Origin of the sequence: Catenibacterium mitsuokai (genome assembly GCF_025148785.1) — a bacterium.
Lineage (GTDB): Bacteria > Bacillota_I > Bacilli_A > Erysipelotrichales > Coprobacillaceae > Catenibacterium > Catenibacterium mitsuoka.
The window spans coordinates 123,813-140,626 of the sequence record NZ_CP102271.1; the positions used below are offsets into that span (position 1 = coordinate 123,813).

At 35.0% G+C, this 16,814-nt stretch carries 15 protein-coding genes; all 15 read left to right on the forward strand.

The genetic code is table 11. The annotated features are described in order from the left end of the window. Positions 1–117 precede the first annotated feature (117 nt). The 15 genes from NQ499_RS00650 (at position 118) to NQ499_RS00720 (ending at position 16,602) form a co-directional block, all read left to right on the forward strand. The gene (locus NQ499_RS00650; protein WP_006504831.1) at positions 118–1,719 is read left to right on the forward strand and encodes a CTP synthase; all 1,602 of its coding nucleotides are present in this window, start codon (positions 118–120) and stop codon (positions 1,717–1,719) included. 57 nt (positions 1,720–1,776) lie between these two features. Continuing rightward, positions 1,777–2,259 (forward strand): 2-C-methyl-D-erythritol 2,4-cyclodiphosphate synthase, encoded by a 483-nt coding sequence (gene ispF, locus NQ499_RS00655; RefSeq protein ID WP_006504830.1) that lies wholly within the window; start codon positions 1,777–1,779, stop codon positions 2,257–2,259. 115 nt (positions 2,260–2,374) lie between these two features. Next, entirely contained in the window at positions 2,375–3,181 is an 807-nt protein-coding gene (locus NQ499_RS00660; protein ID WP_050772149.1) for a DUF5011 domain-containing protein, read from the forward strand. Next, on the forward strand, positions 3,166–3,717 hold the full coding sequence (locus tag NQ499_RS00665; RefSeq protein WP_006504828.1) for a rhomboid family intramembrane serine protease: 552 nt from the start codon (positions 3,166–3,168) through the stop codon (positions 3,715–3,717). The genes NQ499_RS00660 and NQ499_RS00665 overlap by 16 nt, the downstream gene beginning before the upstream one ends. Next, the gene (locus NQ499_RS00670) at positions 3,714–4,142 is read left to right on the forward strand and encodes a YaiI/YqxD family protein (protein ID WP_006504827.1); all 429 of its coding nucleotides are present in this window, start codon (positions 3,714–3,716) and stop codon (positions 4,140–4,142) included. Before NQ499_RS00665 ends, NQ499_RS00670 begins: the two co-directional genes overlap by 4 nt. Further along, the gene (locus NQ499_RS00675) at positions 4,132–4,959 is read left to right on the forward strand and encodes a Cof-type HAD-IIB family hydrolase (RefSeq protein ID WP_006504826.1); all 828 of its coding nucleotides are present in this window, start codon (positions 4,132–4,134) and stop codon (positions 4,957–4,959) included. Before NQ499_RS00670 ends, NQ499_RS00675 begins: the two co-directional genes overlap by 11 nt. Continuing rightward, complete coding sequence (locus NQ499_RS00680; protein WP_006504825.1) at positions 4,943–5,122, forward strand: DUF4250 domain-containing protein; 180 nt, start codon at positions 4,943–4,945, stop codon at positions 5,120–5,122. The genes NQ499_RS00675 and NQ499_RS00680 overlap by 17 nt, the downstream gene beginning before the upstream one ends. Positions 5,123–5,225: 103 nt before the next feature. Continuing rightward, positions 5,226–6,428: a threonine ammonia-lyase gene (gene ilvA / locus NQ499_RS00685; protein ID WP_006504824.1), complete on the forward strand. Its 1,203-nt coding sequence runs from the start codon at positions 5,226–5,228 to the stop codon at positions 6,426–6,428. 112 nt (positions 6,429–6,540) lie between these two features. Continuing rightward, positions 6,541–7,743 carry a threonine ammonia-lyase gene (gene ilvA, locus NQ499_RS00690; protein ID WP_006504823.1) on the forward strand — a complete coding sequence of 401 codons (1,203 nt, stop codon included), beginning with the start codon at positions 6,541–6,543 and terminating at the stop codon, positions 7,741–7,743. Between the two features lie 87 nt (positions 7,744–7,830). Continuing rightward, the gene (locus tag NQ499_RS00695; protein ID WP_006504822.1) at positions 7,831–8,697 is read left to right on the forward strand and encodes an ROK family protein; all 867 of its coding nucleotides are present in this window, start codon (positions 7,831–7,833) and stop codon (positions 8,695–8,697) included. A 226-nt stretch (positions 8,698–8,923) separates the two neighbouring features. Beyond that, complete coding sequence (locus NQ499_RS00700) at positions 8,924–9,991, forward strand: carbamoyl phosphate synthase small subunit (RefSeq protein WP_006504821.1); 1,068 nt, start codon at positions 8,924–8,926, stop codon at positions 9,989–9,991. A gap of 1 nt (position 9,992) precedes the next feature. Continuing rightward, positions 9,993–13,190, forward strand: a complete 3,198-nt coding sequence (gene carB / locus NQ499_RS00705; protein ID WP_006504820.1) for a carbamoyl-phosphate synthase large subunit — start codon at positions 9,993–9,995, stop codon at positions 13,188–13,190. A 99-nt stretch (positions 13,191–13,289) separates the two neighbouring features. Next, positions 13,290–13,838: a LemA family protein gene (locus NQ499_RS00710; RefSeq protein WP_006504819.1), complete on the forward strand. Its 549-nt coding sequence runs from the start codon at positions 13,290–13,292 to the stop codon at positions 13,836–13,838. Beyond that, positions 13,838–15,523, forward strand: a complete 1,686-nt coding sequence (locus NQ499_RS00715) for a DUF2207 family protein (RefSeq protein ID WP_006504818.1) — start codon at positions 13,838–13,840, stop codon at positions 15,521–15,523. The genes NQ499_RS00710 and NQ499_RS00715 overlap by 1 nt, the downstream gene beginning before the upstream one ends. Before the next feature lie 74 nt (positions 15,524–15,597). Further along, positions 15,598–16,602 carry an MBL fold metallo-hydrolase gene (locus tag NQ499_RS00720; RefSeq protein WP_006504817.1) on the forward strand — a complete coding sequence of 335 codons (1,005 nt, stop codon included), beginning with the start codon at positions 15,598–15,600 and terminating at the stop codon, positions 16,600–16,602. The last annotated feature ends 212 nt before the right edge of the window (positions 16,603–16,814 follow it).

Sequence of the window (16,814 nt, forward strand, 5' to 3'; positions counted from 1 at the left end):
AATAAAATAAAGAAAAGAATTGCATACGACGGGGGAATTTGCTATAGTTGTAAAGGGCACAAACGGGTCTTCCGTAGGTGCTTTTTTTTGTTTAATATAGAGAAAGAGGTGAAGAGAATGGCAAAATTCATATTTGTCACAGGTGGTGTCGTATCAGGTCTAGGGAAAGGTTTAACAGCTGCATCTTTAGGTAGAATATTAAAACAAAGAGGATTAAAAGTATTCATGCAGAAACTTGATCCTTATATCAATGTGGATCCAGGAACTATGTCTCCTTATCAGCATGGTGAAGTTTATGTAACAGCTGATGGTGCAGAAACAGACTTGGACTTAGGTCATTATGAACGTTTTATTGATGAAGACTTAAACAAAAACTCTTCAGTTACAACTGGTAGAGTATATAGCGATGTAATTTCTAAAGAAAGAAGAGGGGATTACTTAGGCGCAACAGTACAGGTTGTTCCTCATATCACAAATGCGATTAAGGACAAGATTTATGCTGCAGAAGAATCTTCTCAGGCAGATATCGTTATTACAGAAATCGGTGGTACTGTAGGAGATATCGAATCATTACCATTTATTGAAGCAATTAGACAGGTAAGACTCGATAGAGGCTACAAGAATACTCTTTATATACATACAACTTTACTTCCATATATTGGTGCCAGCCATGAAGTAAAGACTAAACCAACACAGCATAGTGTTAAGGAATTATTAGGATATGGTATCCAGCCAGATATTATCGTATGTCGTAGTGAACATACTATTTCTGATGAATTAAAGGACAAGATTTCTTTATTCTGTAATGTTCCTAAGGAAGCTATCATCTCTAACTATGATGTAGATGTTCTTTATGAATTACCAGTAGAACTATTAGATCAGCATATGGATGATGTTGTACTTGATCATTTAAGAATTGAAGCTCCTGAAGCTGATTTCACTGAATGGCGTGAATTAGTTGAAAGAGTTAAGAACTTAAAGGATACTGTTAAAATCAAGATGGTTGGTAAGTATTGTGAATTTCCAGATGCTTACTTATCAGTCAATGAAGCATTAAAACATGCAGGTTATTATGCAAACAGTGAAGTTGAAATTGACTGGGTTAACTCTGAAGAAGTAACTAAGGAAAATATCGCTTCTAAGCTTGCTGATGCTGATGGTATCTTAGTACCAGGTGGATTTGGTAACAGAGGTGTTGAAGGCATGATTGTTGCTATCCAGTATGCAAGAGAACATGATATTCCATTCTTAGGAATCTGCTTAGGTATGCAGTGTGCTTCTATTGAATATGCAAGAAATGTATGTAAACTTGATGATGTTAACTCATTAGAATTCGATAAGAACTGTATGACTCCATTAATTTCATTAATGCACGATCAGTCTTTAGAAAACATGGGTGGTACTCAGAGACTTGGTAACTACACTTGTGAATTAAAAGAAGGTACAATTGCGCATAAGTTATATGGAAAGGATCTTATCCAGGAAAGACATAGACATAGATATGAATTCAATAATACATATCGTCAGATGTTAGAAGATGCAGGACTTGTTATCTCTGGACGTAATCCAAAGAGAGATTTAGTAGAAATCGTTGAAGTGCCTAACCATCCATATTTCGTTGCATGTCAGTTCCATCCAGAATTCAATTCTAGACCAAATAGAGCACATCCTCTATTCCAGGGACTTATAAATGCAGCACATAAAAAGAAATACAATTAATATATTGGCATGAGGGTAACCTCATGCCTTTTGTGTTACAATAAAAGGCATGGAGGTATGGTTATGCGTATAGGACAGTCAATAGATATTCATCAGTTGGTAGAAGGAAGAAAGCTTATTCTAGGTGGTGTAGAAATTCCTTATGAAAAAGGGTTGAAGGGACATAGTGATGCAGATGTTCTTCTACATGCGATTATTGAATCAATCATTGGGGCATTAGGTGAAGGAGATATTGGTAAACATTTTCCTGATACAGATGATCGTTACAAAGGTATTTCTTCAATGATCTTGTTAGAAGAAACATATAAGTTGATGAATGAAAAAGGTTATAAGATTGGTAATGTGGATGCGATTATTATGACAGAACAGCCAAAGATGGCACCTCATATACCTACAATGAGACATAATATTGCGGAAGCACTTCATTGTGATGTGACACAGATTAATGTGAAAGCCACTCGTGGTGAAAAGCTTGGCTTTGTAGGAAGAGGAGAAGGAATCGTTTCTCAGGCAGTCTGCTTACTTGAAAATGTGTATTAGTTATGTATTTTTTAAACAAGGTGATGTTTTTACATCATCTTTTTTGTCACTCAGATATCTTTTATAGTATAATGGAGAAACGAAAGAGGTGATACTAGTGAAATGGAGGAACAAATTGATTACTGTCATTTTACTATTATTTATTTTCCTTGAATTATTTTCTATTTTTAAGATTACCACTATGGCAACTTTTGAATTGAAACAGACAGTATTTACTTATGAATTAGGACAGGAAGTATCACAGAATATAGAGGATTATGTCATCTGTCCAGATAGAATAAAAAAATCACTTACTTTAAACCTGAAGCGTGTTAATTTAAATAAAGTAGGTAACTATAATGCAAGTATTGAATATGCAGGACGTGATTATGGCTTTAAGATTAAGATTGTAGATACAAAAAAACCAACAGTAAAACTTAAAAAGCTTGTTTATTACGTAAATCCTAATCAGCCACTCTATGCAAAAAATACAGTCGCTGAAGTCAATGATGCGTCTTTAACACAAATCTATTTCTTAAAGAAAGAAAATAGTGAAGAACTAGTTAAAGAAAAGTCATATGAAAAGGTAGGTACATATATTGAACGTGTTGTAGTAAGAGATGAACAAGGTAATACATCTTTTCCAATGCGTATTAAAGTGATTGTAGCTAATGAGTTGGTTGTTCCTGTGATCAAAGGGGCAGAAGATAAAGTCATTCATTTAGGTGATAACTTTAATGCAAGAGAAGGTGTTACAGCCTATGATAATGAAGATGGTGATTTAACAAATAAAATTGTTGTCACAGGTAAAGTACAGACTAATACTGTAGGACGTTATACTCTAACATATACAGTCACTGATAGTTCTAAGAATATGGCTAAGGTTACAAGAGCAGTGGAGGTTATTGAACGATCACATATATCTTTATGGCGATATGTATAGCAGTTTTTGTTTATATTAATTATTTTTCTAAGGATAATAAAACTTCAGAAGCAATGCATTTAGGTGCTTTATATACACCTTATGTGAAAAATAGAGGAGAATATTGGCGATTTATTACGTCTGCCTTTATTCATACGGAATTTCTTCATTTATTTATGAATATGTACTGTATTTTCTATTTAGGACGTTTGTTTGAAACAATACTAGGACCAGTACGTTATTTAATACTTGTCTTAGTTTCTATTGTGATGAGTTCATTGGCTACTTATTACTATTCTTTTAGAGATTCTAGTGTGGATAACTCTATCACAATTGGTGCAAGTGGTTTATTCTATGGCTTTTTAGGAGCTATTATTGGACTAGGTTTATTTAAAGGTGGGGCTTTCTTTGATTTATTAAGAGGCTATTTACCTTGTATTGCGATTAACCTTGCCTTTACTCTTATGAATTCTCGTATTTCTAAGACAGGACATGTAGGTGGATTAGTTGGTGGATACCTCACTATGTATATTATGTATCTCTTAAAAGTGATATGAGAATACTAATTGATGGAGATGCAACACCAGATATTGAAAAAATCGCTTTTTTGTGTGATAAATATGATATAAAGATGATAGTGTATTGTGATATGAATCATTTCTTTGATTATGAATCCGTTATTATGTGTGATCAGGGAAATGATAGTGTGGATTATGCTATTTTAAAAGATGTGAAGAAGGGTGATCTTGTGATTACACAGGATTATGGTGAAGCAGGTATGCTTCTTACAAAAGGTGCGATTGTTGTTCATCCTTCAGGGTTTATTATTGATTCCAACAATATAGACTCACTTTTAATGACACGCTATATCAATGGAAAGATGCGTAAGCATCAACTTGTCAAAGGACCAAAGAAACGTACACAAGATACAAGAAAGAGATTTTTAAAAACAATAGAGGGGATTATATCAAATGAAATATAAGTTAATTGCATTAGATTTAGATGGTACATTAAAGAATTCAGAAAATAAAATTACTGATGCAACACGTGAGACACTTATTAAAGCACAGCAGTTAGGTGCAACAGTAGTTCTTGCATCAGGTAGACCAACACCTGGTTTAAGACATGAAGCAGCTGCACTTGAATTAGAAAAGTATGAAGGGTACTTATTATCATTCAATGGTGCTAAGGTCATGGATGCGAAAACAAGACAGACTATGTTTGAACAGCGTTTGACTGTTGAACAGGCTAAGAAAGCATATGATGAAGCAAAGAAACATAATCTTGCGATTATGACATATTATGATGATGCTGTTTATACTGAAGATGTAGATGATCAGTATGTGAATATTGAAGGACATATTAACGATATCGAAATTAAAAAGGCTGAATCTTTTAAATCAATTTTAAGAGATCCTATTAATAAAGTATTATGTACAGGTGATCCTGAACATGTAGCTTCTGTATTAGAAGACTATAAGAGTGCCTTCCTAGGTTTAAGTATTTATCGTTCTGCACCGTTCTTTATTGAAGTCATGGCACCAAATATTGATAAAGCAGCTTCTTTAGACAAGCTAGTAAAGATGCTTCATCTTACAAAAGAAGAAGTGATTGCCTTTGGTGATGGATTCAATGACTTATCACTCATTGAATATGCAGGCTGTGGTGTCGCTATGGCCAATGCAGTAGATGAAGTTAAAGAAAGAGCTGATGTTGTCACTTTATCAAATGATGAAGATGGTATTGCGTATATGTTGAAGAAACTAGAGGAGGAGTTAAGAGATGAATCAAATGCCTAAAGATCCAGTGATGTTACTTAGCTGGTTAAATATGAAACTTAGAGACCAATATGAAGATCTTGCAGACTTATGTTATGACTATCATATTCCTATGCAGGAAATCGTAGATAAGATGGAAGCTATTGGTTACCATTACACATACAAATCAAATCAGTTCAAATAAGAGTGTATAACCACTCTTATTATTTTGCCTAAAATTTGTCTTATTTAGAACCAAAATAACGCGATAACGTTAAAAATATAAATATATGGAGGAAAAATAAAAAATGTTAGAGCTAAAAGATTTTGAAGAAGCAAAAAAGAGAGTAGACGAAGTGATCATTCCAACACCTTTGATTTATAGTCCAGCGTTCTCTAAAGAGTGTAGAAATATGGTTTATATCAAACCAGAAAACTTACAGAGAACAGGCGCATTTAAGATTAGAGGTGCTTATAATAAGATCATGAAGATGGATGATGAATCCAAGTCTAGAGGACTTATTGCCTCAAGTGCAGGAAACCATGCTCAGGGTGTGGCTTATGCCGCCCAGCAGCTAGGTGTTAAGGCTACAATCGTTATGCCTGCTCATACACCACTTATTAAAGTAGATGCCACTAAGGCATTAGGTGCTGAAGTGGTTCTTCATGGTGAAGTCTATGATGATGCATATAATAAGGCAGTAGAATTACAGAAGGAACATGGCTATACATTTGTACATCCATTTGATGATGAAGATGTCATTGAAGGTCAGGGAACCATTGCCTTAGAAATCCTCAAAGAATTACCAGATACAGATATTATTCTTGTGCCAGTTGGTGGTGGAGGATTGATTTCAGGTATTGCCTGTGCTGCTAAGAAAATTAATCCTGCAGTGAAGATTATCGGTGTAGAACCAGAAGGAGCGGCAAGTGCCCTTGCTGCCATTAATGAAGATCGTGTTGTATCATTAAATGAAGCAGTAACGATTGCGGATGGTACAGCTGTTAAGACAATTGGAAAAACGCCATTTGAATATATTAAAGAATATGTAGATGGTATCATCACAGTCAGTGATTATGAATTAATGGCGGCATTCTTAGTACTCGTAGAAAAACATAAACTTGTTGCTGAAAACTCAGGTATTCTTTCACTTGCTGCATTAAAGAAACTCAATGAAAAGAATAAGAAGGTTGTCTCACTCATCTCTGGTGGTAATATTGATGTACTTTCTATCTCTTCTATGATCAATAAGGGACTTATTGAAAGAGGAAGAATCTTCTCATTCTCATTACAGCTTCCAGATAGTCCAGGTCAGTTAGAAAAGGTGGCTCATATTTTGAATGAATGTAATGCGAACGTTGTGACTGCAGATCATAACCAGTTCAAGAACTTCGCAAGATTCTCAGAAGTAGAATTAAGAGTCACTTGTGAAACAAATGGTGAAGCGCATATTGAATCTATTATTGAAACATTTAAAAAGAATGGATTTGAAATCCAGCGTATCAATTAAGGAATAGCAATCAGCTATTCCTTTTTCTATAAAATTAAGTAAAAATTTAGTTTTAATAGAATAATAATGGTGCTATAATGTGAAAAACAGATTTTTTGAGAGGGGGATTTAAGTGTTAGAACTAAAGAATTTTGAAGAGGCAAAGAAGAGAGTGGATGAAGTCATTCTTCCTACACCTTTGATTTATAGCCCAGCTTTTTCTAAAGAAAGTAGAAATACTGTTTATATCAAACCAGAAAACTTACAGAGAACAGGCGCATTTAAAATTAGAGGTGCTTATAATAAGATCATGAAGATGGATGATGAATCCAAGTCTCGAGGACTTATTGCATCAAGTGCAGGAAACCATGCCCAGGGTGTGGCTTATGCCGCCCAGCAGTTAGGTGTTAAGGCTACAATTGTTATGCCTGCTCATACACCACTTATTAAAGTAGATGCCACTAAGGCATTAGGTGCTGAAGTGGTTCTTCATGGTGAAGTCTATGATGATGCATATAATAAGGCAGTAGAATTACAGAAGGAACATGGCTATACATTTGTACATCCATTTGATGATGAAGATGTCATTGAAGGTCAGGGAACCATTGCCTTAGAAATTCTCGAAGAATTACCAGATACAGATATTATTCTTGTACCAGTTGGTGGTGGAGGATTGATTTCAGGTATTGCCTGTGCCGCTAAACTTATTAAACCAACAGTTAAGATTATCGGTGTAGAACCAGAAGGAGCGGCCAGTGCCCTTGCTGCCATTAATGAAGATCGTATCGTTTCATTAAATGAAGCAGTGACTATTGCGGATGGTACTGCAGTTAAGACAATTGGTGAAAAGCCTTTTGAATATATTAAACAATATGTAGATGGTATCATCACAGTCAGTGATTATGAGTTAATGGATGCATTCTTAGTATTAGTAGAAAAACATAAGCTTGTAGCTGAAAACTCAGGTATTCTTTCACTTGCTGCATTAAAGAAACTCAATGAAAAGAATAAGAAGGTTGTTTCACTTGTATCAGGTGGTAACATTGATGTGCTTTCTATCTCTTCTATGATCAATAAGGGACTTATTGAAAGAGGAAGAATCTTCTCATTCTCAGTACAGCTTCCAGATATTCCTGGACAGTTAGAAAAAGTAGCACATCTATTAAATGAATGTAATGCGAATGTTGTAGCGGTTGATCATAATCAGTTCAAGAACTTCGCAAGATTCTCTGAAGTAGAATTAAGAGTCACTTGTGAAACAAATGGTGAAGCACATATCGATACAATAAATGAAACATTTAAACAGAATGGTTTAGAAATTCATCGTGTTAACTAGGGAATAGCGTAACGTTATTCCTTTTTTTAATCTATTTTACTATTGTGCATTTCTTTTGTGATATTCTATAGATAGGAGGAAATTGATATGTTACTAGGAATTGATGTAGGAGGGACTTCTGTCAAATACGCAACATGCGATGAAAAAGGTCATTTATTTGATAAGGGGTCTTTTAAAACACCGGATACTTTAGAAGATATGTATCAGGCGATTGAAACTATTTATAAAGAAAGAGATGTTGATGGTATTGCGTTAAGTATGCCGGGGGCTGTTGCGAGTGACGAAGGTGTGATTTATGGTGCGTCTGCGATTGACTATATTCATGGTCCTAATATAAAGAAGGATCTAGAAGAAAGATTACAGACACGTGTAGAATTAGAAAATGATGCCAATTGTGCAGCACTTGCTGAAGTATGGCTAGGTGCCGCTAAAGATAATCAGGATTGCTGCTTTGTTGTATGTGGTACAGGTATTGGTGGCGCTGTGATTAAAGATAAGAAGATTCATAAGGGTAAACATCTTCATGGTGGTGAATTTGGTTATATGATTAATAACTTTGATGCAGATTCACTTGAGTTTAACAATTGGTCTCTTGATTCTACAGTTGCCATCGTAAAAGGTGTAGAAAAAGAACTAGGTGAAACATATGATGGACGATATATCTTTGATCATGCCGACGAAAATGAAGTATTTAAGAAGTATGTCAATCGTTTCTATTATGCTCTTGCAGTAGGTATCTATAATATTCAATATTCTTATGATCCAGAAGTGATTATTATTGGTGGGGGTATCTCTGTAAGAGAAGATTTGATTGGTGAAATCAATAAGCGTTTAGATATCATTATAGACAAAGTTGAACCAGCACATATTAAGCCTGTTGTAAAGAAATGTGCCTTTGCGAATGATGCCAATATTATTGGTGCAATCTACCACTATTTAACAACTTCTAAATAGTAAAATAAAAAAATTTTTGAGTATTCATTTTTTGCTTGCTTACAATCTTAATATCGTTTATACTACAACAGAAGGAGTGAGAATATGAACGCAAACACAATTATGACAACTTCAGTTTTCGCAAACGTGTTTCCTAAGGGTTCTTATTTTCATTTTTTAGATTTCTTATTTTAAGGACATATCATCTATTGGTGATATGTCTTTTTCATAATTGAGGAGGTTGACTATGAAAGCTTATTTAATTTTAGAAGACGGACATGTGTTTGAAGGGGAAAGCTTTGGATATGAAAAAGAAGTCATAAGCGAATTTGTCTTCAATACTTCAATGACTGGTTATGTAGAAGTGTTGACAGACCCATCTTATGCAGGTCAGAGTGTTGTAATGACTTACCCACTTATTGGTAACTATGGTGTATGTTTAGAAGATCAGGAATCTGAACACCCATATGTTGAAGGATTTGTAGTAAACGAATTATCACGTTTAGGATCTAACTTTAGAAAGAATGAAGATTTAAATGATTATTTAGTACGTAATCATATTCCAGGTATCCAGGGAATTGATACACGTGCACTTACTAAGTTACTTCGTAATGATGGTTGTATGAACGGTATGATTACTACTCATAAGTATGAAGTAAGCGAAGTCATCGACAAGATTAAAGCATTCAAGGTACAGGGTGTTGTAAAAGCATGTACATGTAAAGAAAAACATACTGTAGGTACAGGCAGAATGAAAGTTGCTTTATATGACTTTGGTGCTAAGCGTAATATTGCAAATGAATTAGCAAAGAGAAACTGTGAAGTAACAGTATTCCCAGCTACTACACCTGCTTCTGAAGTATTAGAAGGTAACTTTGATGGTATTATGTTAAGTAACGGTCCTGGTGACCCAGCTGAAGTAACTGATATTATCGCAGAAGTGAAGAAATTATCAGAAAGCGGTATGCCAATTTTCGCAATTTGTCTTGGACATCAGTTAATGGCTCTTGCTCATGGCTTCAAGACAGAAAAATTAAAATATGGACATCATGGTGCAAACCATCCAGTTAAGGATTTAGACACTAACCGTGTTTATATCTCTACACAGAACCATAACTATGTTATCAAGGATGATTCAATTGATCCTGCAGTGGCTAAGGCTTGGTTTAGAAACGTAAATGATGGCACTATTGAAGGTGTTGAATATTTAAATAAGAATATCAAAACTGTTCAGTTCCACCCAGAAGCAAATGCGGGACCTAGAGATACTGAATATTTATTTGATGAGTTTATTAAGATGATGGAGGGAAAGTAGAATGCCTAAGAATAAAGATATAAAAAAGGTTCTTGTTATTGGATCAGGACCAATTATTATTGGACAGGCAGCTGAATTCGACTATGCAGGTACTCAGGCTTGTCGTGCATTAAAAGAAGAAGGAATTGAAGTCGTTCTTATTAACTCTAACCCTGCAACAATCATGACTGATAAGGATATTGCAGATCATGTTTATATTGAACCTTTAACAGTTCCTGTTGTTAAGAACTTAATCTTAAAAGAAAAACCAGATTCAATCTTACCAACTCTTGGTGGTCAGAATGCCTTAAATATTGCTATGGCACTTGATGATGAAGGTTTCTTAGAAGCACATAACGTACGTACTATCGGTACTAATACAACTACAATCAAACTTGCAGAAGACCGTCTTGAATTCAAGGAATTAATGGAAAGAATCCATGAACCAGTGGCTGCTTCAACAGTTGTTAACCATGTAGATGATGCATTAGAATTTGCTGAAAAGATTGGTTACCCAGTAGTAGTAAGACCAGCTTATACACTTGGTGGTACTGGTGGAGGTATCGCTGAAACTCCTGAAGAATTACATGATATCTGTACTAATGGTTTAAGATTATCACGTGTATCTCAGTGCTTAATTGAAAGATGTATTGCCGGTTGGAAGGAAATCGAATACGAAGTAATGAGAGATGGCAATGGTAACTGTATTACAGTATGTAATATGGAAAACGTTGACCCAGTAGGTGTTCATACTGGTGACTCTATCGTAGTAGCTCCTTCTCAGACTTTAGGTGATAAAGAATATCAGATGTTAAGAAGCTCTGCTTTAAACATCATCACTGCATTAAATATCAAGGGTGGATGTAACGTACAGTTCGCATTAAACCCAAATTCTTTTGAATATTGTGTTATCGAAGTTAACCCACGTGTCAGCCGTTCTTCAGCTTTAGCTTCTAAAGCAACTGGTTACCCAATTGCGAAGTTAGCTGCTAAGATTGCATTAGGTTATTCACTTGATGAAATCGTGAACGCTGTAACAGGTAAGACATATGCTTCTTATGAACCAACATTAGACTATATCGTATGTAAGATTCCTAAATGGCCATTCGATAAGTTCTATGGCGCATCAAGAAAACTTGGTACACAGATGAAGGCAACTGGTGAAGTTATGGCAATCTGTAATAACTTCGAAGGTGCTTTAATGAAAGCATTACGTTCACTTGAACAGAATGTATTCTATTTATCAATTCCTGAAATGGAAGGTAAAGACACAGAATACTTAAGAACTAAATTAAAAGATGTAGATGACCAGAGAATCTTCGCAGTAGCTGAAGCATTAAGACAGGGTATTACTGAAGAAGAAATCCATAATATCACTAAGATTGATTCATGGTTTATTGATAAGATCAAACATCTTGTAGAAATCGAAAATAGATTAAAGACAGAAGAATTAACTCCAGAATTATTAAAGGCTGCTAAGAGGGTTGAATTCCCAGATAGAGTTATTGCAGACTTAACTGGTAAAGATAAGAATGAAATTCATGATTATCGTTTAGAAAACAATATCACTGCTGCATTCAAGACAGTTGATACTTGTGCTGCAGAATTTGATGCTGAAACTCCATATTTCTATTCAGTATATGGTGGAGAACATGAAATTAAACCAGATAACGCTCGTAAGAAGGTTATGGTATTAGGTTCAGGACCAATCCGTATTGGACAGGGTATCGAATTCGACTATTGTTCAGTACATTGTGTATGGGCATTAAGAGCTGCTGGCTATGAAACAATCATCGTCAACAACAACCCAGAAACAGTTTCTACTGACTTCGATATCGCTGATAGATTATACTTTGAACCACTTACTCAGGAAGATGTTCAGAGCATTGTTGAACTTGAAAAACCAGATGGCGCAATCGTTCAGTTTGGTGGTCAGACAGCAATCAAGTTAACTCAGGACTTAATGGATATGGGAGTTCCAATCCTTGGTACTTCAGCTGATAGCGTAGATGCTGCAGAAGATAGAGAACGTTTTGATGAAGTCTTAGAAAAATGTGAAATCGATCGTCCTAGAGGGGCAACAGTATTTACTGTAGATGAAGCATTAGAAGTTGCGAATAAATTAGGTTACCCAGTACTTGTACGTCCATCATATGTATTAGGTGGTGCAGGTATGGAAATCGCCTTAAATGATGGTGATATCAAGAAATTCATGAAGATCATCAACCGTCAGTTCCAGGAACATCCAATTCTTATCGATAAGTACTTATCAGGTAAGGAAGTAGAAGTAGATGCTGTATGTGATGAAAACGGCGTACTTATTCCTGGTGTTATGGAACACGTTGAAAGAGCTGGTGTTCACTCTGGTGACAGTATCTCAGTATATCCACCACAGAAGATCAAGCCTGAAATCAAGAAAGTTATCTGTGACTACACTCAGCGCTTAGCTAAAGCACTACACGTTATTGGATTAATCAACATCCAGTTCATCGTATATGAAGATGAAGTTTATGTAATTGAAGTAAACCCAAGATCTTCTCGTACAATTCCATATATCTCAAAGGTAACAGATATTCCAGTAGTAGATGTTGCAACTAAGGTTATCATGGGTCATTCAATCAAAGATCAGGGTTATGAATATGGCTTGCAGCCAGAAAAAGAAACTGTTGCAGTTAAGATGCCAGTCTTCTCATTTGAAAAGATCAAGGGTGCTGAAATTTCACTTGGCCCAGAAATGAAATCTACAGGTGAAGTATTAGGTATCGCAAAGACATTTGATGAAGCAATCTATAAGGCATTCATTGGAACAGGTATCAACTTACCAAAGAGAAAGAATATCATCTGTACAATCAAGGACAGCTCTAAAGAAGAATTCTTACCAATCGCTAAGCAGTTCTATATGTTTGGATATGACCTTTATTCAACAGAAGGTACTTATAACTTCTTAAAAGAACATGATGTACCAGTTCATAGAGTTAACAGAATTGCGGAAAAGTCTAACACAATCTTTGACTTGATGTTAACTGATACTGTTGACTTAGTTATCGATATTCCTACAAGAAACGATAACTTAAAGGATGGTTTCTTAATCAGAAGATTTGCAGTTGAAGCAGGTATCCCTATCTATACTTCATTAGATACAGCACATGCATTAATCAACTGTCTAGAAAAGAGACATCAGGGTCCAACTTCATTAGTTGATATTACAAAATTAAAGTAATAAACACCTTAAGGTTATGATTTTACATCATAGCCTTTTTTAATGTATTTAAACGTAATTGTTGATATAATTGATTATGTATAAAAGGAGGAAATAATTATGGGTTTAATTATTGCTGTAGTAGTGGTTGTATTAATTGTTTTATATACAATCGCAACATACAATGGACTTGTTAAGTCTAGAAATAAGTGTCGCGGGGCATGGGCACAGATTGATGTTCAATTAAAAAGACGTGCAGATATGATTCCTAATATTGTAGAAACTGTAAAAGGTTATGCAAAGCATGAAAAGGAAACACTTGAAGGAGCTATTCGCGCAAGAAACAGTTATGTAACTGCTTCTACACCAGAAGAACAGCTTAAGAATGCGGGTGAATTAGAAAGATCATTAAGTCGTTTAATGATGCTTCAAGAAAGTTATCCTGATTTAAAGGCTAATACAAACTTCATGTCTTTACAGAATGATTTAAAGGAAACTGAAGATAAGATCAGTTATGCAAGACAGTTCTATAATGATGATGTTAAACAGTATGTGAATAAGTTAGAAATGTTCCCTTCTAATATCATTGCTTCAATGTTCCATTTTGAAAAGATGAACTTCTTTGAAGTGGATGAAGCATCTAAAGAAGTACCAAAGGTACAATTCTAATGAAACGCTTATTATCATTTCTTACAGTATTATTGCTGTTAATACCAACGGCAGTTGATGCATCAAGCACAAAAGTAAACAATATTGGCATTACCTGCCAGATTGATCAAAATGGTACAGCAACATTTGTAGAGAAATGGGATATGGATGTATCGGAAGGGACAGAAGGATACAAAATATTCAATGGTATGAATGATCAGCCATTGACACTTATTGGTGTCACTGATGATCGTGGGGTAACATACAAAAATATCGGTACATGGGATTCTGATGTTTCTAGAGAATCTAAGATTAATAAATGCGGTCTGATTAAAGATGGTGGCCACTATGAGTTGTGCTTTGGTCTAGGTGATTATGGGACACGTTCTTATACAATGGTTTACCAGATTGAACATTTTGTGAATCAGTATAAGGACCAGCAGGGTATTAACTATGCTTTTATTAGTGATATGTCATTGGATGTTGCAGATGTCACAATTCATGTGACTGGTATGACACCCTATAGTAAAGAAAATGCGAAAATCTGGGCATTTGGTTATTCAGGCAGTGTGAATTTTGATAATGGTGGTGTTACTTTAAAAACAGACTCTTTAGGCAGTAATAAGATGCAGTTATTAATGGGTCTTGAAAGTAATTCTTATACGTCACCTAATAAACGTCATGCAAGTGAAAAGTTTGAAGATGTTGTGAAGGATGCAAAAGAAGGATCTAGTTATTCTAGCGGCATGTCCAAAGCGGCGAAGATTGTAATCTTTATCTTCATCATCTTTGTGATTGTAATGGTTATCTTTATTATAGCTGCTGCTATTGTATTCTCAGATTCAGGTGTTGTATTTGAGAATGGGCGTACAATTAAAGGTAAAGAAGTCACTCCATTTAGAGAAATTCCATGTAATAAAGATATATTCTTGTTCTATTATCTAGCTAAAAAGCTGGATATTATAGGTGAGGATGAGAGTCGTGAAAACCTTGTGTCTGGATTTATCTTGAAATGGGTACGTGATGGTATAATCACAATTAGAGAAAAGGAAAGTGGCGCAATCGTCAAGAAAAAGAATTATGATATGTATCTTGATGTAGATGCAAAGTTTGAGAATAAGCAGGAAACAGCACTTTATAAGATGTTTATTCTTGCGTCTAAAGAGGGTGTTCTTCAAACAAAAGCATTTCAGAAATGGTGCAGCAAACACTATAAGAAGATCGATGATTGGTTCACTAAAGTGGATAATGTCACAGAAGATTCTATGAATAAGATTGGTTACGCAAAAACAGCGACTATTTATAAACGCTTCTTATTCTGGAATATTCCACATGATCGTACGGTATGGACAGATAAAGCGTATGATCAATGTCTTTATGTATGGGGATTTAATAACTTCCTTGATGATGAAGACAATATGAAAGAAAAAGCGGCCATTGAAGTTAAACTTTGGGATGAATATCTCATCTTTGCAGCAGTACTTGGCATTGCGGATCGTGTAGAAAAGCAATTGAAGGTTGCAATTCCTCGTTATGAAGAAACAACAACTTACAATAACTTCCCAATTTATTACTATACACATACATTTGCACATAATAGTATGAGTGCAGCTTCTTCAGCTGCAAGTGCAGGACAAGGTGGTTCATCATCATTTAGTGGTGGTGGAGGCGGCTTCTCCGGTGGCGGAGGCGGCGGTGTCCGTTAGAGGCAGGATTTTTTCCTGTCTTTTTTTCTTGTAGAAGAAAAATAGTTGTCTATAATGAGTGACAGGAGGAATTTATGAAGAAGCTATTTAGTATATTCTTATCAATGATACTTATCACGGGTTGTAGTACAACTTCTACACCGAATAAAGAAGTATCAAACAATATTAAATCTCAAGTCACTTATATTAATGTAGGGCAGGGAGATTCAACACTTATTCAAAATAATAACCAAACGGTTCTTATTGATGCAGGACATGGTGATGGATATGAAAATGCCAGCTTGAATTATTTAAAAGAACACTCTATCAATACACTTGATGCTTTGATTTTAACGCATTGTGATGCGGATCATATAAATGATGCAAAGAATATTATTTATCTGTTAAATGTAAAAAAGATATATATGTCTAGTAGAACCTCTTCTTCTTATACATATATGAAACTATTAAATACGATTAAAGAGAAGAAAAAGAAAATTACTGTGCCTAAGGTAGGAGATACCTTTCAGGTAGGTGTAGGTTCTATTGAATTTATTGGCGTAGGTGAAGGGGCACAGAACAATAATGACTCATCTTTATGTATGAGATATGATGATGGTTATCATCGTTTTGTCTTTACTGGTGATGCTGCAGAATCAATGGAAAAGAAACTAAACAAAGTACAATGTGATGTATTCCAAGCAGGTCATCATGGTTCAGCTTATTCAAACAGCGATAATCTGTTATCTAGAATGAAGGCAAGTTATGTCGTAGTGTCTTGCGGTAAAGACAATATGTATGGTCATCCTCATAAGGAAGCATTACAGAGATTCTCTAGATATAATATGGTGGTCTATCGTACGGATGAATTAGGTACAATCCGTTGTATTTCTAAGAAGAATAAATTGACCTTTAATGGTAAAGAAGAAATCACGACTACTCAAACAACACAATATATAGGATCTAAAAATACTAAGAAGTATCATAGAGAAGATTGTCAGTATGTAAAAACGATCAGTGATAAGAATAAAGTCTATTTTAGTTCTTCACAGGAAGCACAAAATGAAGGCTATATTCCTTGTAAGGCATGCAATCCATAATGCATGCTTTTTATAATATTCAGGCATAAAAACAGGATATAAAATAAGAAAAATAATTTTTTTGAATTTTCTTCAAAAAACACTTTACAAGCACCGATATTTTAGGTATTATAGACAGGCAGTCCGGGAGACGGGCTGAGACAGAACATTGAAAACTGAACAGATACACGTCAGATTTATTTGAAAACATTTAATTGATGAGCTGAACATCA

Excerpts from the sequence above, each read along its gene's own strand:
- NQ499_RS00670 (WP_006504827.1), top strand. The coding sequence starts at position 3,714 with ATGAGAATACTAATTGATGGAGATGCAACACCAGATATTGAAAAAATC.
- ispF (WP_006504830.1), top strand. The coding sequence starts at position 1,777 with ATGGTTATGCGTATAGGACAGTCAATAGATATTCATCAGTTGGTAGAA.
- NQ499_RS00720 (WP_006504817.1), top strand. The coding sequence starts at position 15,598 with ATGAAGAAGCTATTTAGTATATTCTTATCAATGATACTTATCACGGGT.
- NQ499_RS00710 (WP_006504819.1), top strand. The coding sequence starts at position 13,290 with ATGGGTTTAATTATTGCTGTAGTAGTGGTTGTATTAATTGTTTTATAT.
- NQ499_RS00650 (WP_006504831.1), top strand. The coding sequence starts at position 118 with ATGGCAAAATTCATATTTGTCACAGGTGGTGTCGTATCAGGTCTAGGG.
- NQ499_RS00700 (WP_006504821.1), top strand. The coding sequence starts at position 8,924 with ATGAAAGCTTATTTAATTTTAGAAGACGGACATGTGTTTGAAGGGGAA.
- carB (WP_006504820.1), top strand. The coding sequence starts at position 9,993 with ATGCCTAAGAATAAAGATATAAAAAAGGTTCTTGTTATTGGATCAGGA.
- ilvA (WP_006504824.1), top strand. The coding sequence starts at position 5,226 with ATGTTAGAGCTAAAAGATTTTGAAGAAGCAAAAAAGAGAGTAGACGAA.
- NQ499_RS00695 (WP_006504822.1), top strand. The coding sequence starts at position 7,831 with ATGTTACTAGGAATTGATGTAGGAGGGACTTCTGTCAAATACGCAACA.
- NQ499_RS00715 (WP_006504818.1), top strand. The coding sequence starts at position 13,838 with ATGAAACGCTTATTATCATTTCTTACAGTATTATTGCTGTTAATACCA.
- NQ499_RS00675 (WP_006504826.1), top strand. The coding sequence starts at position 4,132 with ATGAAATATAAGTTAATTGCATTAGATTTAGATGGTACATTAAAGAAT.
- NQ499_RS00680 (WP_006504825.1), top strand. The coding sequence starts at position 4,943 with ATGAATCAAATGCCTAAAGATCCAGTGATGTTACTTAGCTGGTTAAAT.
- NQ499_RS00665 (WP_006504828.1), top strand. The coding sequence starts at position 3,166 with ATGGCGATATGTATAGCAGTTTTTGTTTATATTAATTATTTTTCTAAG.